The sequence below is a fragment of the Xanthomonas theicola genome, from assembly GCF_014236795.1.
In the GTDB taxonomy this organism is placed as follows: domain Bacteria; phylum Pseudomonadota; class Gammaproteobacteria; order Xanthomonadales; family Xanthomonadaceae; genus Xanthomonas_A; species Xanthomonas_A theicola.
Window position 1 is genome coordinate 3,091,036 of sequence record NZ_CP049017.1, and the last position, 20,054, is coordinate 3,111,089.

The following is a 20,054-nucleotide window of genomic DNA, read 5'->3' on the forward strand; positions in this document are numbered from 1 at the left end:
TGGAAACGCCGGCGGCAGCGGGGAGCAAGCGGCGCCTCGGTGGTGCGAAAGAGGGGACTCGAACCCCTACGCCTTGCGGCACTGGTACCTAAAACCAGGGCGTCTACCAATTCCGCCACTTTCGCGTCGCGGCGCCGGAAGCGCCTGCCGGCACATTGTTGCAGGCCTGCCGGCAAAGAAAAAGGTTCATCTCCCCACTCCGGGAAAGGCGGCGCGGATCTTGAGGAAGAAGTAGGCGTCATCGCGGTAGCCGAAGCGATGCACTTGATGACCTTGATCCGGTTGTTGATGCCCTCGAGCAGGCCGGTGCGCATGGGCCAGCGCACCCGGCTGAGGATGCCGCGCCAGTAGGGGCGCAAGCACTTGGCGAAGTGCATCAGCGCCGGGATCTGGCTTTCTTGCGCATGGCGCAGCCACCGATTCCACGCCCGGCGCCAGGCCCAGGCGGTGGGCGCGTTCCATAGCGCCTTGAGTTGTTTCTTCATCACCTCGGCCGTCATCAGCGACTGATCGGCTTGCAGCACCTCGACCTGCTCGTGCTCGGCCAGATGGCGCCGGTTGCGCAACAGCAGCCAATGCGCACGCTGACCGCCTTGCGCGCCAGCTTGTCGTGGCGCCACTGATTGGCCGCATCCACCCGCACCCGGTGGATGACCTCCCGGCCATACTTGGCCACGACGTGGAACAGGTCGTAGACCAGCATGGTCTGAAGCATCGCGGCGTTACCGATACCGCCGGCAACCGAGCCGACAAGCAGGACGCCGCGGGGCACGCCAACCCCGAGACGACCAATCGGTATGCCCACGACCTGCCGCCGGTCCCGCCGCCGACGCGTCGCAAATAGCGCGCGCGCCGGCGCTATTTTTCCCGGCAATTTTCCCGGCAGATAGAAAAACAGCCACTTGGCTTGCGCCAAGTGGCTGTTTTATTTGGTGGGCCGTCAAGGATTCGAACCTTGGACCTATTGATTAAGAGTCAACTGCTCTACCAACTGAGCTAACGGCCCTTGAAGCTTGATCGCGCAGTTTATGCGCTTTTTTGCCTCGTTGCAACATCCCGCGAAGCATCGGATCACGCGATCAATGGGGTGGCTGAGGGGACTCGAACCCCCGACATCTGGAATCACAATCCAGTACTCTAACCAACTGAGCTACAGCCACCATTGAACCTTTGCAACGCCCTGGCCTGCGCCGGTGTGGCGCGCCCGACAGGAATCGAACCTGTAACCGCCGGCTTAGAAGGCCGGTGCTCTATCCGGTTGAGCTACGGGCGCCCGGACCGGATTGTCGCATTCCTCTCCGCCGCTGAGTATCGGACTGGTCGGGGTAGAGGGATTCGAACCCCCGACATCCTGCTCCCAAAGCAGGCGCGCTACCAGACTGCGCTATACCCCGGCGGAACACCCTTGCGGCCGAAGCCGGAAAGGCCGGCTATTGTGGGAACCTCGCGGCCCGGTGTCAACGGCATGCGTCGTCAACGCGACCTGCGCTATTCTCGGCACTTGCGGCCGATATGGCCAATGGTCAATTTCACAGGGAGAAACAGCATGATCCGCAGCGGCAACCCCGCCTTGAAGGAATCCACTTTCCTCGACCTTGGCAGCGGCGCGGTGGTCTCGCGCGACGGCGAGGCGATGACCCTGAACGGCACCGCCAACAAGACCGGCGCCCTACTCCTGCTCACCGTGTTGACGGCCGTGTTCGCGTGGAGCCAGTCGATCACGATCGATGGCGCCGGCAACGAGGCGGTGGCGCCGGGCATCGTCGGCTACGTGCTGGGCGGCGCCATCGGCGGCTTCGTGCTGGCCATGATCACCACCTTCAAGAAAACCTGGGCGCCGATCACCGCGCCGCTGTACGCACTGGTGGAAGGCTTCTTCCTGGGCTCGATCTCGGCGCTGTACGAGCACCGCTTCAACGGCATCGTGCTGCAGGCGGTGCTGCTGACCTTCGGCACCCTGTTCGCACTGCTGTTCGCCTACCGCAGCGGGCTGATCAAGGCCACCGAGAACTTCAAGCTGGGCGTGGTGGCCGCCACCGGCGGCATCGCGCTGGTGTACCTGGCGACCATCGTGCTCGGCTTCTTCAACATCCAGATCCCCTACATCCATGCCTCCGGCACGATCGGCATCCTGTTCAGCCTGTTCGTAGTGGTGGTGGCGGCGCTGAACCTGGTGCTGGACTTCGACTTCATCGAGAGCGGCGTGGAGCAGGGTGCGCCCAAATACATGGAGTGGTACGGCGCGTTCGGGCTGATGGTCACCCTGGTGTGGCTGTACATCGAGTTCTTGCGCTTGCTGTCGAAGTTGCAGTCGCGGAACTGATGGGAGCCGGGATTGGCCAAAGCCCGTTCCGCTGAGCCGGCCAGCTTCAGGACAGAATAAAGGGCGCCCAGGGCGCCCTTTTTCTTGCATGATCGCTGGCGCTCAGAGACGGCTGGCGATGGCCTTGGCGAAACCCATGGTGTTGCCGCTGCCGCCCAGATCCGGGGTCAGCCCGTCCTTGGCTTCCAGCGTGGCGACGATGGCGCTGCGCAGGCGCTCGGCGTTGTGCGGCTGGCCGACATGGTCCAGCAGCTGTGCCGCGCCCAGCAGTAGCGCGCACGGGTTGGCCTTGCCCTGCCCGGCGATGTCCGGTGCCGAGCCGTGCACGGCCTCGAAGATCGCCGCATCGACGCCGATGTTGGCGCCAGGGGCCAGGCCCAGGCCGCCGACCAGGCCGGCGCACAGGTCCGAGAGGATGTCGCCGAACAGGTTGGTGGTGACGATGACGTCGAACTGCTCCGGACGCATCACCAACTGCATGCAGGCGTTGTCGACGATCATTTCCTGGAACTCGATCTGCGGGTAGTTCGCCGCCACCTCGCGCGCCACCTTCAGGAACAGGCCCGAGGTGGACTTGATGATGTTGGCCTTGTGCACCGCGGTGACCTTCTTGCGGCCGGTCGCCCGCGCCAGATCGAAGGCGTAGCGGACGATGCGCTCAGCCCCCTTGCGGGTCACCTTGGCCATCGACACCGCGGTCTCGCCGTCGGCCGACACTTCCTGGCCTTCGCTCAGATAGGCGCCTTCGGTATTCTCGCGCACGGTGATCAGGTCCACGCCGGCGCCGAAGCGCGACTTGGTGTTGGGGAACGACTTGGCCGGGCGCACGTTGGCGTACAGGTCGAACTGGCGGCGCATGGCCACGTTGATCGAGCTGAAGCCCTCGCCCACCGGCGTGGTCAGCGGGCTCTTCAGCGCGATCTTGTTCTTGCGGATCGAGTCCAGGGTGGCGGCAGGCAACAGATCGCCGTGCTTCTCCAGTGCGACCAGGCCGGCGTCGGCGTATTCGTAGGTGAGGCCGGCGTTCAGCGCGTCGAGCACGAACAGCGTGGCGTCCATGATCTCGGGGCCGATGCCATCGCCACGGATGACCGTGATTGTCTGCGTCATAGGGGTGCGGTTTCCGTACAGAGGGGGGCGCCAGCCGGAAGCCCGGGCTGCAGGCGCAAGGAGATTTCAACGGTAATTATGCCCCAAGCCGGTGAAGGCCCCCAAACCGCCGCAGGCGCAAAACGCAGCGCGCCGGCCGCGGGCGGCGCGTGCCGGGTCGCTTTGCTCGGCTGCTCAGCCGTGCGCGTGTTCCTGCGGCGCGTCAGCCGCGCCCGCGTCGAGCCGGTCGAGGAAATCCACCGCCCGGCGCAGATGCGGGATCACGATCGAGCCGCCCACCACCAGACCCACCGAGAAGGTCTCGAAGAATTCGTCGCGACCGACGCCGGCCTGCTTGCACTGGGCCACGTGGTAGCTGATGCAATCGTCGCAGCGCAGCACCAGCGAGGCGACCAGGCCGAGCAGTTCCTTGGTCTTCACGTCGAGCGCGCCGGCCTGGTAGGTCTGGGTGTCGAGCGCGAAGAAGCGCCGCATCACCTGGTTCGGCTCGGCCAGGATGCGCTGGTTCATGCGCTGGCGGAACTCGGTGAACTCGCGCAGCCGGTCCTGGCCCTCGCCGCCGGCGTCCGCCGCGCTCATGCCGGGGACCCCGGCGCCTTGCCATCGAGCAGCGGCTCCAGCTGGCCGGCGCGGTGCAGCGCCATCATGTCGTCGTAGCCGCCGACATGGATGTCGCCGACGAAGATCTGCGGCACGCTGGTGCGCCGCGCCAGGGCGACCATCTTCTCGCGCTCGGCCGGGTCGAGGTCGATGCGCACCTCGGTCCAGCTGCGGCCCTTGCTTTTCAGGAAATTCTTGGCGGCCACGCAGTACGGGCAGATCGCGGTGGAGTATAGGGTGATCGGCGGCCCGCCGGCCGGGCCGTCATCGGCATGTTGGGTGTCCACGGGAAACTCCGGGCAAGGAAAGAGGTCCAAGCCACTATGGTAGCGGGCGGCTGGATTTTCGAGCCCGCCGCCGCAACACTGCGGGTTGCCCTGGATTCACCACATCGTTCCCGGACGCCGCCCGCGGCGCCCCGCCTTCTCCCTGGAGCTTCCCTTGCGCCCGCTGCCGCTTGCCTTCGCGATCACCCTGGCTACCGCCGTCGCAGTCGCGCCGGCGCAGGAGAACAAGCTGCCGGACATCGGCTCCTCGGCGGGCGAGCTGCTGACCCCGGCGCGCCAGGCCGAGTACGGCAAGATGATGCTGGCCGAACTGCGCAACTACGACTACGTGCTCGAGGACCCGCTGATCGACGACTGGCTGCAGACCATGGGCACCCGGCTCGGCGCCAACAGCGACCAGCCGCAGCAGAAGTACACCTTCTTCATGCTGCGCGACCGCCAGATCAACGCCTTCGCCACCCTGGGCGGCTACGTCGCGGTCAACGCCGGCCTGGTGCTGACCGCCGAGCGCGAGGACGAGGTCGCCGCGGTGCTGTCGCACGAGATCGCGCACATCACCCAGCAGCACGTGCTGCGCGGCGTGGAACGGGCGCAACGCGACCAGGTGCCGATCCTGCTCGGCATGCTCGCCGCGGTGGTCGCCGCGCAGCAGGCCGGCGGCCGCTCCAGCGGCGACGCCACCCAGGCGGCGATCGCCAGCGGCATGGGCCTGATGCAGCAGCGCCAGATCGACTACACCCGCTCCAACGAATCGGAGGCCGATCGCCTGGGCATCCGCACCCTGCAGCGCAGCGGCTACGACGTCGACGCGATGGCCGGCTTCTTCGAGCGCATGTCGCTGGCGATGCGCGGCAACCAGGGCGGCGACAGCACCCCCGACTACCTGATGACCCACCCGGTCACCACCACCCGCATCAGCGAGGCGCGGCAGCGCGCCGAGCAGATGAAGAAGCACATGGTGACGCTGACCACCAGCGTGCCGGGCGGCACCTTGCAGGAACGGGTCGACCCGAACGACGTGTCGCTGAGCCAGCCGCTGGGCGCGCCGAGCAACCCGCTGCTGCCGGGGGGCCTGCAACTGCCGTTCGGGAACTACGCGCGCGGCGCCAGCGGGCAGTTCGACTGGGCCCGCGAGCGCCTGCGCGTGCTCAGCGCCAACACCCCGGCCGATGCGGTGCGCGAGTACGAGGGCCTGCGCCAGGGCCGCAAGCAGGGCCTCAGCGACGCCCAGCGCTACGGCCTGGCGCTGGCAAGGCTGCGTGGCGGCGGCAGCCAGCAGGCGGCGGCGCAGGCACTGGAGGAACTGCTGGAGGTGCACCCGGACAGCTGGTGGCTGGGCCTGGCGGTCGCCGAGACCGAGTCCCGCAGCGGTCGCAGCCAGCAGGCCAACCAGCGCTTCGACGCCCTGCTCAAGCGCCTGCCGAGCAACAACGCGGTGGCGCTGAGCTATGCCGCGGCGCTGAACGAGCAGGGCGGACGCGCGGCGGGCCAGCGCGCGCAGGCGGTGCTGCGGCCGCTGCTGGCTGCGGCCGCCGAGGACCCGGTGTTCCAGCGTACCTTCGCCCGCGCCTGCGAACTGGCCGGGGACGGCAACCGCGCCGGCGAAGCCTATGCCGAGGCCGCCTACCTGAACGGACGCCCGGAACAGGCCCTGATCCAGCTGAACAACCTGAAGAAGCGCGACGACCTGGATTACGTGGCGCGCGCGCGCATCGACGCGCGCATCGCCGCGATCACTCCCACTGTGCTGGAGCTGCGCCGCCAGGGCGTGCAGGACCCAGACGTGCTACAGCGCTGAAACACGGCGCCCGGGAAGTCATCGAATAGTCACAAAACCGTAGTCTACTGGCGACCTCTCCCCCAGTGCCACGGTGCCGTCGTGCAGAAACGCATCCTGATCGTCGACGACGAACCCGCCATCCGCGACATGGTGGCATTCGCCCTGCGCAAGGGCGACTTCGAACCGGTCCACGCCGGCGACGCGCGGGAAGCGCAGACCTCCATCGCCGACCGCGTCCCCGACCTGATCCTGCTGGACTGGATGCTGCCCGGCACCAGCGGCCTGGAGCTGGCCCGGCGCTGGCGCAAGGACACGATGACCCGCGAGGTGCCGATCATCATGCTCACCGCGCGCGGCGAGGAGAACGACCGAGTCGGCGGCCTGGAAGCCGGGGTCGACGACTACGTGGTCAAGCCGTTCTCGGCACGCGAGCTGCTGGCGCGGATCCGCGCGGTGATGCGGCGTACCCGCGACGACGACGAGGACGGCAGCGTCTCGGTCGGCAGCCTGCGCATCGACGGCGCCGCGCACCGCGTGTTCGCCGGCGAGGCGCCGGTGCCGATCGGCCCCACCGAGTACCGCCTGCTGCATTTCTTCATGACCCACCCGGAGCGCGTCTACAGCCGTGCGCAGTTGCTCGACCACGTATGGGGCGGCAGTGTCTATGTCGAGGAGCGGACCATCGACGTGCACATCCGCCGGCTGCGCAAGACCCTGGAGCCGTTCGCGGTGGAGAACATGGTGCAGACGGTGCGCGGCTCCGGCTATCGCTTCTCGTCGTCCATCTGACTGCGGCCTGCGGCGCCTGCTATAAACGGCACAAGGACCACGATCCATTGCGACAGAGTGCGCTTCCGATGCCCCGCCACATCCGTTTTGCCTGGCTCAAGACCCTCGGCACTCTGGCCGCGCTGCTGCTGCTGGCGGTGCTGGTCGGTTGGCTCGGCGGCCATGCGTGGATGGCGCTGACCCTGATGTCGCTGGCGGTAATGGCCTGGCACTACTGGCGCCTGCGCCGCGTGTTGCGCCGGCTGACCGCGCGTCAGCGCTGGGTGCCGCCGGCCGGCACCGGCGTGTGGAACGAGTTGGACCGGCTGCTGTACCGCAGTCAGGCGGAAATGCGCACGCGCAAGCGGCGCCTGCTGGACATGCTGCGCGCCTACCGCGCCGCCGCCGCGGCGCTGCCCGATGCAGTGGTGGTGGTGGACCGCAACAGCCAGCGCATCCAGTGGTTCAACGAGGCCGCCGGCAGCCTGCTCGGCCTGCGCCATCCCGGCGACCTGAACGTGCCGGTGGTGGAACGCCTGCAGCCGTTGCCGCTGGCGCACTGGCTGGCCGGCGGCCGCAACGCCGAACCGATGCTGGACACGCCCTCGCCGATCGACGACCGGCTGCGCCTGAACCTGCGCCTGATCCCCTACTCCGACGACTACTGGCTGCTGGTCGCGCGCGACGTCAGCAAGCTGCTGCAGCTGGAGCAGGTGCGCCGCGACTTCGTCGCCAACGTCTCGCACGAACTGCGCACGCCGCTGACCGTGGTGCATGGCTACCTGGACATGCTCGATCCGGAGGACTTCCCTGATTCCGGGCCGATGCTCGCCGAGATGCGCAAGCAGTCGCAGCGCATGACCCAGCTGGTCGAGGACCTGCTGACCCTGTCGCGGCTGGAATCGCAGGAACACGCCAACGAGGAGACCATCTCGATGGCGCCGATGCTGGCCACGCTGCGCCGCGAGGCCGAGGCGCACAGCCAGGGCCGGCACCGCATCGACGTACACGACGAGGCCGATATCGACCTGGTCGGCTCCAACAAGGAACTGCACAGCGCGTTCTCCAACCTGGTCACCAACGCGGTGCGCTACACCCCTGCGGGCGGCGCGATCAGCATCGTCTTCGCCCGCGAAGGCGACGGTGCGGTGCTGTCGGTGCGCGACAGCGGTTACGGCATCCCCGCGCACCACCTGCCGCGCATCACCGAACGCTTCTACCGCGTCTCCAGCAGCCGTTCGCGCGAGAGCGGGGGCACCGGACTGGGGCTGTCGATCGTCAAGCATGTGCTGGGCCTGCATCAGGCGCGGCTGGACATCGAAAGCGAAGTCGGCAAGGGCAGCACGTTCTCGTGCCACTTCGGCGCGGGCCGCGTGCATCCGCGACACGACCGTGCCACCCTGATCTCGGCCTAACGAGTACCCTCATGCCACGCGCCGCCGCCCTGCCGCCCACGCCGCCACCGGACGTTCCCAGCGACCCGCTGCGCGACCCGTCGCTGTACCTCAATCGCGAACTGTCGCAGCTGGACTTCAATTTCCGCGTGCTGGCGCAGGCGCAGGATCCGAGCGTGCCGCTGCTGGAACGGCTGCGCTTCCTGTGCATTTCCTGCACCAACCTCGACGAGTTCTTCGAGATCCGCGCCGCCACCGTGCGCCATGCGCTGGAATTCGGCTTGCCGCCGGCGCCGGACGGGCTGAGTTCGAGCGCGATCCTCAATTCCATCCACGACCGCGCCGCGCAGCTGGTCGACCACCAGTACCGGTGCTGGAACGACGTGCTGCGGCCGGCGCTGAAGGACGCCGGCATCGGCGTGCTCGGCCGCCACAGCTGGAACGCGCGGCAGAAGCGCTGGCTGCGCGCCTACTTCCGCAACGAGATCATGCCGGTGCTGTCGCCGCTGGGCCTGGATCCGGCGCACCCGTTCCCGAAGATCCTCAACAAGTCGCTGAACATCGTGGTGGTGCTGAAGGGCACCGACGCGTTCGGCCGCGTCGGTCACCTGGCGATCGTGCGCGCGCCGCGCTCGCTGCCGCGCATCATCCAGCTGCCGGAAAGCCTGGCCGAAGGCGGGCAGAGCTTCGTGTTCCTGTCCTCGGTGCTGTCCACCTTCGTCGACGAACTGTTCCCGGGCATGGAGGTGATGGGGTCCTACCAGTTCCGCGTGACTCGCAATTCCGAGCTGGTGGTGGACGAGGAGGAAGTGGAGAACCTAGCGCTGGCGCTGCGCGACGAACTGGTCGACCGCGGCTACCGGCCGGCGGTGCGGCTGGAGATCGCCGAGGACTGCCCGAAGCCGATCGTGCGCACGCTGCTGCAGAACTTCGCGCTGCCGGAGAACGCGGTCTACCGCATCAACGGCCCGGTCAACCTGAGCCGGGTCAACCAGGTCTACGACCTGGTGCAGCGCCCGGACCTGAAGTACCCGCCGATGAATCCGCGCACGCTGCGCGACAACGACGGCATCTTCGACATCGCCGCCGCCGGCGACGTGCTGCTGCACCATCCGTTCGACGCGTTCACCGCGGTGCTGGACCTGATCAAGCAAGCGGCGGTGGATCCGCAGGTGTTGGCGATCAAGCAGACCCTGTACCGCACCGGCAAGGACTCGGGCATCGTCGATGCGCTGGTGCTGGCCGCGCGCAACGGCAAGGACGTGACCGTGGTGGTCGAACTGCGCGCGCGCTTCGACGAGGAAGCCAATCTGGGCCTGGCCGATCGCCTGCAGGAAGCCGGCGTGCAGGTGGTGTACGGCGTGGTCGGCTACAAGACCCACGCCAAGATGCTGCTGATCGTGCGCCGCGAGGGCCGCAAGCTGCGCCGCTACGTGCACCTGGGCACCGGCAACTATCACAGCGGCACGGCGCGCGCTTACACCGATCTGAGCCTGATCACCGCCGACGTGGACATCTGCAACGACGTGCACCTGCTGTTCCAGCAGCTGTCCGGGCTGGCGCCGAAGATCCGCCTCAAGCGCCTGCTGCAATCGCCGTTCACCCTGCATCCGGGCGTGCTGCACCGGATCGAACGCGAGACCAAGCTGGCCCTGGCCGGGCGCCCCGGGCGCATCATCGCCAAGATGAACGCGCTCAACGAGCCGCAGGTGATCCGCGCGCTGTACGCCGCCTCGCAGACTGGGGTCGAGATCGACCTGATCGTGCGCGGCGCGTGCACGTTACGTCCGGGCGTGCCGGGCGTGTCGGACAACATCCGGGTACGCTCGGTCGTCGGCCGCTTCCTCGAGCACAGCCGCGTGTACTGGTTCGGCAACGACGGTGCGCCGGAGCTGTTCTGCGCCAGCGCCGACTGGCTGGAGCGCAACCTGCTGCGACGGGTGGAGACCTGCTTCCCGATCCTGGATCCGACACTGATCGCGCGCATCCAGCGCGAAGTGCTGAAGAACTACCTGGACGACAATCTCAACGCGTGGGAGCTGGACGCCAGCGGCAACTACCGCAAGCTGGCGCCGGGCCAGGACCAGCCGCCGCATTCGGCGCAGCTGGCGCTGCTCGACGGGCTCTGAGCCACGCCGCCGCGTCGGTGAACGGCACCCGTCGCGATCGACTACCATTCCGCCCATGCCTCCCATCTCCCCGTACACGTCGTTGCGCGATGGCGACCTGCTGGCCGCCGTCGACCTGGGTTCCAACAGTTTCCACATGGTGGTGGCGCGGTATCAACTCGAACAGTTGCGGGTGGTGGATCGCCTGCGCGAGACAGTGCGCATGGCCGACGGCCTGGACAGCAAGGGCCGGCTGTCGGCCGACGCACGGCAACGCGCATTGGAGTGCCTGGCGCGCTTCGGCCAGCGCATTCGCGACGTGCCGTCGCTGCGGGTGCGCGCGCTGGCCACCAACACCGTGCGCCAGCTGCGCTCGCCGCAGGCGTTCCTGATCCCCGGCGAGACCGCGCTCGGCCATCCGATCGAAGTGGTCAGCGGACGCGAGGAAGCGCGCCTGATCTACCTGGGCGTGGCGCATGCGCAGCCGCCCAAGCCCGACCAGCGCCGGCTGGTGATCGACATCGGCGGCGGTTCCACCGAATTCATCATCGGCCGCGGCTTCCAGACCCTGGAACGCGAAAGCCTGCAGGCCGGCTGCATCGCCAGCACGCGGCGCTTCTTCCCCGGCGGCAAGCTGTCGAAGAAGAAGTGGAAGGACGCGCTGACCGAGATCGGCGCCGAGTTCCAGCAGTTCGCCGGGCTGTACCGCGCGCTGGGCTGGCACGAAGCGCTGGGCTCGTCGGGCACGCACAAGGCGATCGGCGAGATCTGCGCGGCGATGAAGCTGACCAAGGGCGCGATCACCGCCGAAGCGCTGCCGCAGCTGCGCGAACGCCTGCTGCTGGCCAAGCGCATCGAGGACATCGACCTGCCCGGCCTGTCCGCCGACCGCCGGCAGATCATCGCCGGCGGCGTGCTGGTGCTGGAAGCCGCGTTCCAGGCCCTGGGCCTGCAGCGCCTGATGGTCAGCAAGGCGGCGATGCGCGAAGGCATCCTGTACGACATGCTCGGCCGCGGCGGCGAAAACGATCCGCGCCAGACCGCGATCGCCGCGCTCACCCAGCGCTACGGCATCGACGAGGCCCAGGCCGCGCGCGTGGAAGGCACGGCGATGGCGCTGTTCGAGCAGGTCGCCACCGATTGGGCGCTGGATGCCGACGACGGCCGCATGCTCGGCTGGGCCGCGCGCCTGCACGAGCTCGGCCAGGTCATCGCCCACAGCCAATACCACGTGCACGGCGCCTACGTGCTCGAGCACTCCGACATCGCCGGCTTCTCGCGGCAGGAGCAGCAGGTGCTGGCGGCGCTGGTGCGCACCCATCGCCGCAACGTGCCCAAGACCGCGTTCGACGCCCTGCCCGACCGCCTGCTGCTCGGCGCCAAGCGCAAGGCCGCGCTGCTGCGGCTGGCGGTGCTGCTGCATCGCGCGCACGAGTCCGATTCGATCCCGTCGCTGGAGCTGAAGGCCGATGGCAACAACCTGAACCTGATCCTGTCGCAGCCGTGGATCGAATCGCGGCCGCTGCAACGCGCCGACCTGATCGGCGAGATCGAAGGCATGGCCGGGCTGGGCATCAGTTTCCGGCCGTTCGTGGCCTGACGGCCGGGATCGGGATGGGGGATGACCGGCCTGCGGCCGTTGCGAAGCGCTTCGGATCGGCGGCGGCACGGCGAGAAGTCCGGCCATCGTGGACGCGGCGAGCGCTCGGCTGCAGCCCGGCTAGACGCCCTGGGCCGGCGTCATCGTTTCTACATGCGCCGGACATGTCCGCTTCACCGCCTCGCGCGAAGCTTTGGCAAACTGGAGCCCCGGCATGCGCTACGCGATCGTCACCGAGACGTACCCTCCTGAGGTCAACGGCGTCGCGCTGACCGTGCAGGGGCTGGAGTTGGGCTTGCGCGCGCGTGGCCATCGGGTCGATGTGGTGCGCCCGCGCCAGGCCGGCGATCTGCACGTGGAAGATGCGCATCTGGTGCGCGGTGCGGCGCTGCCGCGCTATCCCGGCCTGAAGTTCGGCTTGCCCGCGCCGCGGCGTCTGGCGCGCCTGTGGCAGGCCACGCCGCCGGACGCGGTCTACATCGCCACCGAAGGCCCGCTCGGCTGGTCCGCGCTGCGCACCGCGCGGCGCCTGGGCATCCCGATCGCGTCCGGTTTCCATACCCGCTTCGACGAGTACCTGCCGCAGTACGGTGCGGCCTGGCTGCAGTCGACCGCGCTGCGCTGGATGCGGCGCTTCCACAACCGGTCCGACGCGACCCTGGTGCCGACCCGCGAGCTGCAGGACTTCCTCGCCGGGCAGGGTTTCGAGCGCGTGCGCCTGCTGGCGCGTGCGGTGGACAGCCGCCAGTTCGAACCGCAGCGCCGCGATGCGCAACTGCGCCGCGAATGGGGCCTGGATGCGGACGGCTGCGCCGTGCTGTACGTCGGCCGCATCGCCTCGGAAAAGAACCTGCCGCTGGCGGTGCGCGCGTTCCGTCAGTTGCAACAGGTGCGGCCGCACGCGCGCTTCGTCTGGGTCGGCGACGGCCCGATGCGCGGGCGTCTGGCGCAGGAAAATCCCGACTTCGTCTTCTGCGGCGTGCAGCGCGGCGATGCGCTGGCGCGCCACTTCGCCAGCGGCGACCTGTTCCTGTTCCCCAGCCGCAGCGAGACCTTCGGCAACGTGACCCTGGAAGCGATGGCCAGCGGCGTGGCCACGGTGGCTTTCGACTACGGCGCGGCGCGCGAATACCTGCGCGACGGCCTCAACGGTGCGGCGGTGGCCGACGACGCCGGCTTCCTCGCCGCGGCACTGCGCCTGGCCGGCGACGATGCCCTGCGCCGGCGCCTGGGCGTTGCCGCCTGCGCGGCGATGCAGCAGTTGCGCCCGGAACGGGTGGTGGCGGATTTCGACGCGCTGCTCGGCGAGCTGGCTTCCTGCAGGAGGGCGCATGCCACCGTCGACGCGGCTTGAGATCCTGCGCGGGCACGAAGCGCGCTGGTGCCGGCGCGCGAACCACTGGTGCCGGCGACGCTCGGTGCGCCGCTTCTTCGCGATGGTCAGCCGGCTCGGCGACGGCATGTTCTGGTACGCGTTGATGACCCTGCTGGTGGTCTGCGATGGCATGGACGGGGTGTTCGCGTCCGCACACATGGCCGCCACCGGCGTGGTCGCACTGAGCCTGTACAAGGCACTCAAGCGCTGGACCCGGCGCCCCCGCCCCTATGCGGCGGACTTGCGCATCCGCGCCTGGGTGGCGCCGCTGGACGAGTTCAGTTTTCCGTCCGGACACACCCTGCATGCGGTGTCGTTCGGCATCGTCGCGCTGGCCTATTACCCGTGGCTGGCCCCGTTGCTGATCCCGTTCGTCGCCTGCGTGGCGCTGTCGCGCGTGGTGCTGGGCCTGCACTACCCCAGCGACGTGCTCGCCGCCACCGGCATCGGCGCGCTGCTAGCCGGCGTGTCGCTGTGGCTGCTACCGATGCCGGCCTTGCTTGGGTGAAGGCCGGGACTCGGGACTCGGGTTCGAAGGGGAAAGCGGCTTTTTTGCAACTTCACACCAACCGCTTTTCTGTAGGAGGGGCTGCAGCCCCTCCTACAGAAAAGCGGAAATGCGGCGCAATCGCGAAAATCCCGAGTCCCCGGGTCCCGGCCGTACAATGCCCCATGACCACGCTGTTCATCTCCGACCTGCACCTGGATCCGGCCCGGCCGGCGATCACCGAGCTGTTCCTCGGTTTCCTGCGCGGCGAAGCGCGCCGCGCCGAGGCGCTGTACATCCTCGGCGACCTGTTCGAGGCGTGGATCGGCGACGACACGCCGTCCACGGCGGCCGACGCGGTAGCGCTCGCGCTGCATGCGCTGGGCGATGCCGGCGTGCCGGTATCGTTCATGCACGGCAACCGCGACTTCCTGCTCGGCGCCGACTACGCGCGCCGCGCCGGCATGCGCCTGCTGCCCGATCCGTGCGTGATCGACCTTTACGGCGAGCCGGCGCTGCTGCTGCACGGCGACCTGCTATGCACCGACGACACCGCCTACCAGACGTTCCGCGCGCGGACCCGCGACCCGGCGTTCCAGCAGCAGTTTCTGGCGCAGCCGCTGGCCGCGCGCATCGCCTTTGCGCAACAGGCGCGCGCGGCCAGCCAGACGCGCCAGGCGGCAATGAAGCAGGGCGACAACGCACAGTTCGAGACCGTCACCGACGTGGCGCCGGCCGAGGTACAGGCCACCTTCGCGCGCTACGGGGTGAGCCGGATGGTCCACGGCCACACCCATCGGCCGGCGCTGCATACCCTGGACGTGGATGGGCGCGCCTGCAGCCGCATCGTGCTCGGCGACTGGTATGAACAGGGCTCGGTGCTGCACGTGGACGCGCAGGGCTGCACGCTGCAGCAGTTGTAACGCCGCCGCGACGCGGCGGCCCTGGATCGGCTACAGCATGCCACCGGCGCGATCGCGGGTGCGTTGCGCATAGCCGACGTAGTCGCCGTTGACCACGTCGTAGCACAGGATGGTGCCGGAGCGCTCGACCCGGTAGCGGTCCCTCACCGGCGCGGTCTGCGGATCGCCCTGACAGGCGCCGCCGTGAATCTCGCGCACGGCCACGTCGACCGCCTCGGGCGTGGCGGCAGGCGCCGCCGATGCCGCCATGTCGGTCCAGGCATTGCCCTCGTTTTCGTAGCTCAGGCATTGCGGATCGGGATAGGTCCGGTCCGATTGCAGGCGTGTTTCCAGCATCGCCAGCGCGCGGGTGGCGTCCAATGGCACCGCCCGCGCTTGCATGGTCGCGGTAGGTGCCGCAGCGGGCGCAGGCGCCGAGCGCGGCGTCGCCGCTGGATCCGCCGCCGGACTGCAGCCCATGCCCAGCGCTGCCAGCGCCAGCGCGGCCGGCATCCCGATGCTCTTCAAAATCGCCAATTCCCGGAAGTGGACCACAGGTCACCGGCATCGCCGGTTTTGCGGTCCAGCATAGCCACAGCGAACGGCGCTGCACCGCTCAGCGGAACCCAGCGACCGTGGCCTTGGTGTTGACCAGCACGCGCTGGTTGTGGCGGTGCTGGCAATGCCCATCGGCACCCTGGCGTAGGAGATGTTGGGATTGGACCAGTAGTTCAGCCGCGGGCAGCTGCTGCAATCGTAGGCCATGATCGTGCGCCAGTTGTTGCCGTAGCGGTAGCCATGGCCGTATGCGTACGGCCAGGTGCTCGGATCGCTGGCCGGGTCGTGGCGCGCGCTCTGCAGGTGGCCGATCTCGGGGGCGAAGGTGTAGTAGCCGGTAACGCAGCTCCAGTACACTGCGGCGAACGCGGTGGCCGCGGTCGAACCGATGCCCGAGGCCAGGCCGCAATAGCTGGAATTGTCGATGATCAACACACCGACGTCGGCGGCCACGTTGTTGCGCGTGGTGTGAATGCTGTCCATGTAGCCGTCGCTGGTGCCGCGGAAGCGGCCCAGGTCGGTGCTGAAATCGCCCGACTCGGGATAGTTGGTGGTCTGGTAGCCGGCCAGCACCATGTTGATGCCGACGTTGCTGTTGGTATAGCCCTGGTTGGACTCGGCCACCGCCAGTTGCACCAGCGACTGCATGCTGCCACCGTAGCTGGTCACCGCCTGGTTGGTGGTCACCACCAGCACGCGGATGGTCGCGGTCGGAGCGGCAGAGGCAGCCGCGGTGGTGGCGCGGTCGTCGACCACGGCCTGCGGCATCTGGATGGTCGGCAGCAGCGCGTAGTCGGCCGGATGCTCGGCCGGCATGCGGCTCTCGTCGACCTCGACCAGCACGTGGCCGCCGCCGGCGATCGGGCGCAGGTGGAACAGCGTACCGTTGCTGCGGATGCTGCAGGTAATGGTGTCGCCGCTGCGCACCAGGATCGCCGAGTTCAGCGGATCCAGGCCGGAGCGCGCGCGCCTTGGGCGCGGCGGCGTTGCCCAGGTTGCCGTACCAGATACTGTTGCCGCCTTCCAACTGTTCGGTCTTCGTCTGCGTGGCGGTGACGTGCTGGCCCAGCAGGTCCAGTTCCAGCTGCGCCTGCGTGGCATCCACCGCGGCGGCGTCCACGCGCACGCTCTGCACCGCGCCGGTGGACGGATTGGCCAGCACGCGACTCAACGCGGGTTCGCCGGGTATGACCTTGGAAATGTACTGACTGCTCTGGAACAGGGGTTTTCCGGCCGCGGAGGCTGAACCGGCGACACACAGAGCAAGCATCGCGCTAAGGCAGCACATCGACTTCATGTCGTACGCCCGGCGTGGTGAGAAGAGACGCAGCGTCGTCCTCACGCAGAAGGCGTCGGGCGCAGCGCATGGAACTCCGATTAGCCGCTCAGTCGGGGTTCAGCACAAGCGACGAAATCCACCGCGCTGCAACTCAGAGATGGCCATTCCATTATGTGCTGTGATACTCATCCATGTTTCCGTGGTCACATCGCATGCGCGACCAAGGCGTGGACGCCTTTCCATCGAGCAGCGGCGCCGGATCCGGGATCAGAAATACAGGATTAGCCGATGCCGGCTCGCGCAGCAGGATCGCATGCGCACCGTAGCGCGGCGCCTCAACCGGCCTGGCGCCGCAATGCCATCAGTTCGTCCTCGTCGAAGCCGGCCAACAGCCGCGCCTGCAAATTGAACGGGCCGTGCAGATAGCCGCTGGCGTAGTCGCGCAGCAGTTCGGCGAAACGGGCGCGCGGCTCGATGCCGGCGCGTTCGCAATACCAGCGGTACCAGCGCGAGCCGGCGGCGACATGCGCCACCTCCTCGCGCAGGATCAGTTCCAGGATCGCGACGGTGGCGTCGTCGCCGAGCGCACGCAGCTTGACGATCATGCCCGGGGTCACGTCCAGCCCGCGCGCCTCCAGCACGCGCGGCACCAGCGCCATGCGCGCCAGGCCATCGTGCGCGGTCTTCTCGCACATCTCCCACAGTCCGTTGTGCGCGGCGAAATCGCCGTAATCGTAGCCCAGCGCACGCAGGCGATCGCGCAGCAGCAGGAAATGGCGCGCTTCGTCGGCGGCCACCGCCACCCAGTCGGCGTAGAACGCCTCGGGCAGCCCGCGGAAACGGTACACCGCGTCCCAGGCCAGGTCGATCGCGTTGAGCTCGATATGCGCGATCGCGTGAATGAAGGCGGCCCGGCCTTCGGCGCTGCCCAATCCGCGCCGTGGCAGGTCGCGCGGGTGCACCAACAGCGGCCGCGGCGGGCGGCCAGGCATGCCGATCGGCTCGGGTTCGCCGGGCTGCGCAGGCACGCGCATTGCACCGGCGGCGAACGCAGCGGCGCAGCGCTGGGTCAGCGCGACTTTGTCCTCGGGCGCGCTGGCGGCCAGGCACAGCCGCGCCGCGTGCAGCAGATCCCCGCCGGCGTCCGCATCCTGCATCCGTGCGCCACGCAACGCCGCGTCAGGCGCGGCGCTTCTTCTTCGCTTCGTCCGAGCGCAGTTGCAGGATGCGCTCGAAATAGCCCGGCTCGATGCCGGTGGTGTACTGGCCGTTGAAGCACGAGGAATCGAAGGTCTTCAGTTCCGGGTTGCCCTCGCGCACCGCGGTCTCCAGGTCTTCCAGGTCCTGGTAGATCAGCCAGTCGCAGCCCAGGAATTCCTGGATCTCCTGCTCGCTGCGGCCGTGCGCGATGAGTTCGTCGGCGGCCGGCATGTCGATGCCGTAGATGTTCGGGTAGCGCACCGGCGGCGCGGCGCTGGCCAGGTACACCTTGCGCGCGCCGGCCTCGCGCGCCATCTGCACGATCTGGCGGCTGGTGGTGCCGCGCACGATCGAATCGTCCACCAGCAGCACCACGCGGTTGCGGAATTCCAGGTGGATCGGGTTGAGCTTGCGGCGCACCGACTTCACCCGCTCGCCCTGCCCCGGCATGATGAAGGTGCGGCCGACGTAGCGATTCTTGACGAAGCCCTCGCGGTACTTGACCCCGAGCACGTTGGACATTTCCAGCGCCGCGTCGCGCGAGGTGTCGGGGATCGGGATGATGGTGTCGATGTCGTGGTCCGGGCGCAGGCGCAGGATCTTCTCGCCCAGCTTCATGCCCATGCGCATGCGCGCCTTGTGCACCGAGACGTTGTCGATCATCGAGTCCGGACGCGCGAAGTACACGTACTCGAAGATGCACGGCGTGTGGCCGGTGGGCGAGGCGCAGACTTCGGAGAACAGCTCGCCGCGGCCGGTGATCACCAGCGCTTCGCCGGGGCGCACGTCGCGCAGGCGGGTGAAGCCAAGGATGTCCAGCGCCGACGACTCGGAGGCGACGATGTACTCGTCGCCCTCCGCGCCCTCGCGCTTGCCCAGCACCAGCGGACGGATGCCGTGCGGATCGCGGAACGCGACCAGGCCCAGGCCCAGCACCACGCTCACCACCGCATAGCCGCCCTTGCAGCGGCGGTGCACGCCGGCCACCGCGCGGATCGCCGCTTCCGGGGTCAGCATGCGCTGCGCGTCCAGTTCGTAGGCGAACACGTTCAGCAGCACTTCGCTATCCGAGTCGGTGTTGATGTTGCGCCGGTCGGCCTCGAACACCTGCTGGCGCAGCGCCTCGGTGTTGATCAGGTTGCCGTTGTGCGCCAGCGCGATGCCGTAGGGCGAATTGACGTAGAACGGCTGCGCCTCGTCCATGCCTTCGGAGCCGGCGGTGGGGTAGCGGCAGTGGGCGATGCCGACCCGGCCTTCGAGCACCGCCATGCGCTTCTCGTCGAAGACGTCACGGACCAGGCCGTTGGCCTTCTGCACGCGCAAGCGGGTGCCATCGGCAGTGGCGATGCCTGCGGCATCCTGACCGCGGTGCTGCAGCACGGCCAGGCCGTCGTACAGTTGCGCTGCGACATTCTGGTTGCCGACGATTCCGACGATGCCACACATTTGAACACTCTCCGCGGCGACTGCGCCGCTATTGGGAAGGTGGCCGTGCCTGGCCGTTGGGTTCGACGCGCGCCGGATCGGTCGCTGCCGGACGCGCCTGCGCCGGATCGATGTTCGCAGGCAGATCCTGCGCCGGATCGCCGCCGGGCTGCGCCGATGCGGCTGGACGCCCCAGGGCCTTGGACATGATGTCCTGCAGGCCGCTGGCCGACAGGGCATCGCCCAGGGCGGCATTATCGCCTGCCGCGGGCAACTTGCCCAAATCCATCTGCTGCATGCTCAGTTGCGGCATGCGCCAGGCCGGCAGCTGCGCGCGCATCCAGTGCACCCCCGGATCCAGCACCGGCAGCAGCAGCGACTGGCGCCAGGCCGGCTCGCGGGTCAGTGGGGTGAAGCTCATCAGCAACACCAGCACCGCGGCGAAGAACCCGCCGCGCAGCACCCCCAGGCCGAAGCCCAGCGCACGGTCGGTGCCGGACAGCGCAGTGGAACGGACCGCGCTGCGGATCACCATGCCGACAACGCCGACCACCGCCATCACCACCACGAAGGTCAGCGCATAGCCGCCCAGATAGTAGGTCATGCTCGGACGCGCGCCGTCGGCCAGCCAGCGCCCGGCATCGCTGCCGAACTGGAAGGTGGCCCACCCGGCCAGCAGCCACGACAGCGTGCCGACCACGATGCCGACGAAGCCGCGCAAGGCGCCGAGCAGTGCCGAGACCAGGATCACCGCCAGCAGCACCAGATCGATCATGCGTGCCTCCCGCGGCCGCGCCGCGCGATGGCGCCGGCGCGCCGCCGTGCCCTTCCCTGGTCCATGCTTGCGACTCCTTGGGC

At 68.5% G+C, this 20,054-nt stretch carries 16 protein-coding genes, 5 tRNA genes and 4 pseudogenes; 10 read left to right on the top strand and 15 right to left on the bottom strand.

The features are described from left to right. Positions 1-40: 40 nt before the first annotated feature. From G4Q83_RS14415 to G4Q83_RS24680, 3 genes and pseudogenes are all read right to left on the bottom strand, one after another. Positions 41-125, bottom strand: a tRNA-Leu gene (locus G4Q83_RS14415). Between the two features lie 189 nt (positions 126-314). Further along, a pseudogene (locus G4Q83_RS24675) lies at positions 315-566 on the bottom strand (DesA/ISL3 alpha bundle tail domain-containing protein); the annotation flags it as partial. Continuing rightward, positions 555-709 (bottom strand): annotated as a pseudogene (locus G4Q83_RS24680) (ISL3 family transposase); the annotation flags it as partial. The pseudogenes G4Q83_RS24675 and G4Q83_RS24680, both read right to left, overlap by 12 nt. Between G4Q83_RS24680 and G4Q83_RS23460 the strand changes: the two are divergent. After that, a pseudogene (locus G4Q83_RS23460) lies at positions 698-844 on the top strand (integrase); the annotation flags it as partial. The pseudogenes G4Q83_RS24680 and G4Q83_RS23460 sit on opposite strands and share 12 nt — an antisense overlap. Positions 845-930: 86 nt before the next feature. Here G4Q83_RS23460 and G4Q83_RS14425 read toward each other — a convergent pair. From G4Q83_RS14425 to G4Q83_RS14440, 4 genes are all read right to left on the bottom strand, one after another. After that, positions 931-1,006, bottom strand: a tRNA-Lys gene (locus G4Q83_RS14425). 77 nt (positions 1,007-1,083) lie between these two features. Then, positions 1,084-1,160, bottom strand: a tRNA-His gene (locus tag G4Q83_RS14430). Positions 1,161-1,196: 36 nt separating this feature from the next. Next, positions 1,197-1,273 (bottom strand) — tRNA-Arg (locus G4Q83_RS14435). Between the two features lie 44 nt (positions 1,274-1,317). Further along, positions 1,318-1,394: transfer RNA gene (locus G4Q83_RS14440), tRNA-Pro, on the bottom strand. A gap of 152 nt (positions 1,395-1,546) precedes the next feature. Here G4Q83_RS14440 and G4Q83_RS14445 point away from each other — a divergent pair. Beyond that, a complete protein-coding gene (locus G4Q83_RS14445; RefSeq protein ID WP_158254988.1) occupies positions 1,547-2,323 on the top strand; it encodes a Bax inhibitor-1/YccA family protein in 777 nt (258 codons plus the stop codon). A 102-nt stretch (positions 2,324-2,425) separates the two neighbouring features. On the opposite strand, the gene G4Q83_RS14450 is transcribed toward G4Q83_RS14445, so the two are convergent. The 3 genes from G4Q83_RS14450 to grxC form a co-directional block, all read right to left on the bottom strand. Then, positions 2,426-3,433 (bottom strand): isocitrate dehydrogenase, encoded by a 1,008-nt coding sequence (locus tag G4Q83_RS14450; RefSeq protein ID WP_128419591.1) that lies wholly within the window; start codon positions 3,431-3,433, stop codon positions 2,426-2,428. Positions 3,434-3,607: 174 nt separating this feature from the next. Then, positions 3,608-4,012 carry a carboxymuconolactone decarboxylase family protein gene (locus tag G4Q83_RS14455; protein ID WP_128419590.1) on the bottom strand — a complete coding sequence of 135 codons (405 nt, stop codon included), beginning with the start codon at positions 4,010-4,012 and terminating at the stop codon, positions 3,608-3,610. Beyond that, positions 4,009-4,320, bottom strand: coding sequence for a glutaredoxin 3 (gene grxC / locus G4Q83_RS14460; RefSeq protein WP_128419589.1), 312 nt, complete (start codon positions 4,318-4,320; stop codon positions 4,009-4,011). The genes G4Q83_RS14455 and grxC overlap by 4 nt, the downstream gene beginning before the upstream one ends. A gap of 154 nt (positions 4,321-4,474) precedes the next feature. Between grxC and G4Q83_RS14465 the strand changes: the two genes are divergently transcribed. The 8 genes from G4Q83_RS14465 to lpxH all read left to right on the top strand — a co-directional run bounded on the left by G4Q83_RS14465 (position 4,475) and on the right by lpxH (position 14,755). Beyond that, entirely contained in the window at positions 4,475-6,118 is a 1,644-nt protein-coding gene (locus G4Q83_RS14465) for a M48 family metalloprotease (RefSeq protein WP_128419588.1), read from the top strand. Between the two features lie 81 nt (positions 6,119-6,199). Next, positions 6,200-6,889: a phosphate regulon transcriptional regulator PhoB gene (phoB, locus tag G4Q83_RS14470; RefSeq protein ID WP_128419587.1), complete on the top strand. Its 690-nt coding sequence runs from the start codon at positions 6,200-6,202 to the stop codon at positions 6,887-6,889. A 68-nt stretch (positions 6,890-6,957) separates the two neighbouring features. Further along, the gene (gene phoR, locus G4Q83_RS14475; protein ID WP_128419586.1) at positions 6,958-8,283 is read left to right on the top strand and encodes a phosphate regulon sensor histidine kinase PhoR; all 1,326 of its coding nucleotides are present in this window, start codon (positions 6,958-6,960) and stop codon (positions 8,281-8,283) included. Between the two features lie 11 nt (positions 8,284-8,294). Then, a complete protein-coding gene (gene ppk1, locus G4Q83_RS14480) occupies positions 8,295-10,391 on the top strand; it encodes a polyphosphate kinase 1 (RefSeq protein WP_128419585.1) in 2,097 nt (698 codons plus the stop codon). A 55-nt stretch (positions 10,392-10,446) separates the two neighbouring features. Next, positions 10,447-11,970, top strand: coding sequence for an exopolyphosphatase (gene ppx, locus G4Q83_RS14485; protein WP_128419584.1), 1,524 nt, complete (start codon positions 10,447-10,449; stop codon positions 11,968-11,970). A 214-nt stretch (positions 11,971-12,184) separates the two neighbouring features. After that, positions 12,185-13,324 carry a glycosyltransferase family 4 protein gene (locus G4Q83_RS14490; protein WP_128419583.1) on the top strand — a complete coding sequence of 380 codons (1,140 nt, stop codon included), beginning with the start codon at positions 12,185-12,187 and terminating at the stop codon, positions 13,322-13,324. Beyond that, on the top strand, positions 13,302-13,853 hold the full coding sequence (locus tag G4Q83_RS14495; RefSeq protein WP_128419582.1) for a phosphatase PAP2 family protein: 552 nt from the start codon (positions 13,302-13,304) through the stop codon (positions 13,851-13,853). The genes G4Q83_RS14490 and G4Q83_RS14495 overlap by 23 nt, the downstream gene beginning before the upstream one ends. Before the next feature lie 164 nt (positions 13,854-14,017). After that, on the top strand, positions 14,018-14,755 hold the full coding sequence (gene lpxH, locus G4Q83_RS14500) for a UDP-2,3-diacylglucosamine diphosphatase (RefSeq protein ID WP_128419581.1): 738 nt from the start codon (positions 14,018-14,020) through the stop codon (positions 14,753-14,755). Positions 14,756-14,785: 30 nt separating this feature from the next. Here lpxH and G4Q83_RS14505 read toward each other — a convergent pair whose 3' ends face one another. From G4Q83_RS14505 to G4Q83_RS14525, 5 genes and pseudogenes are all read right to left on the bottom strand, one after another. After that, positions 14,786-15,247 (bottom strand): hypothetical protein, encoded by a 462-nt coding sequence (locus G4Q83_RS14505; RefSeq protein ID WP_128419612.1) that lies wholly within the window; start codon positions 15,245-15,247, stop codon positions 14,786-14,788. 103 nt (positions 15,248-15,350) lie between these two features. Further along, positions 15,351-16,589: pseudogene (locus G4Q83_RS14510) on the bottom strand (zinc-dependent metalloprotease). Positions 16,590-16,906: 317 nt separating this feature from the next. Further along, positions 16,907-17,728 carry a ferritin-like domain-containing protein gene (locus G4Q83_RS14515; RefSeq protein WP_128419580.1) on the bottom strand — a complete coding sequence of 274 codons (822 nt, stop codon included), beginning with the start codon at positions 17,726-17,728 and terminating at the stop codon, positions 16,907-16,909. A 22-nt stretch (positions 17,729-17,750) separates the two neighbouring features. Further along, on the bottom strand, positions 17,751-19,217 hold the full coding sequence (gene purF / locus G4Q83_RS14520; protein ID WP_128419579.1) for an amidophosphoribosyltransferase: 1,467 nt from the start codon (positions 19,215-19,217) through the stop codon (positions 17,751-17,753). Between the two features lie 28 nt (positions 19,218-19,245). Then, positions 19,246-19,971 (bottom strand): CvpA family protein, encoded by a 726-nt coding sequence (locus tag G4Q83_RS14525; RefSeq protein ID WP_128419578.1) that lies wholly within the window; start codon positions 19,969-19,971, stop codon positions 19,246-19,248. Between the last annotated feature and the right edge of the window lie 83 nt (positions 19,972-20,054).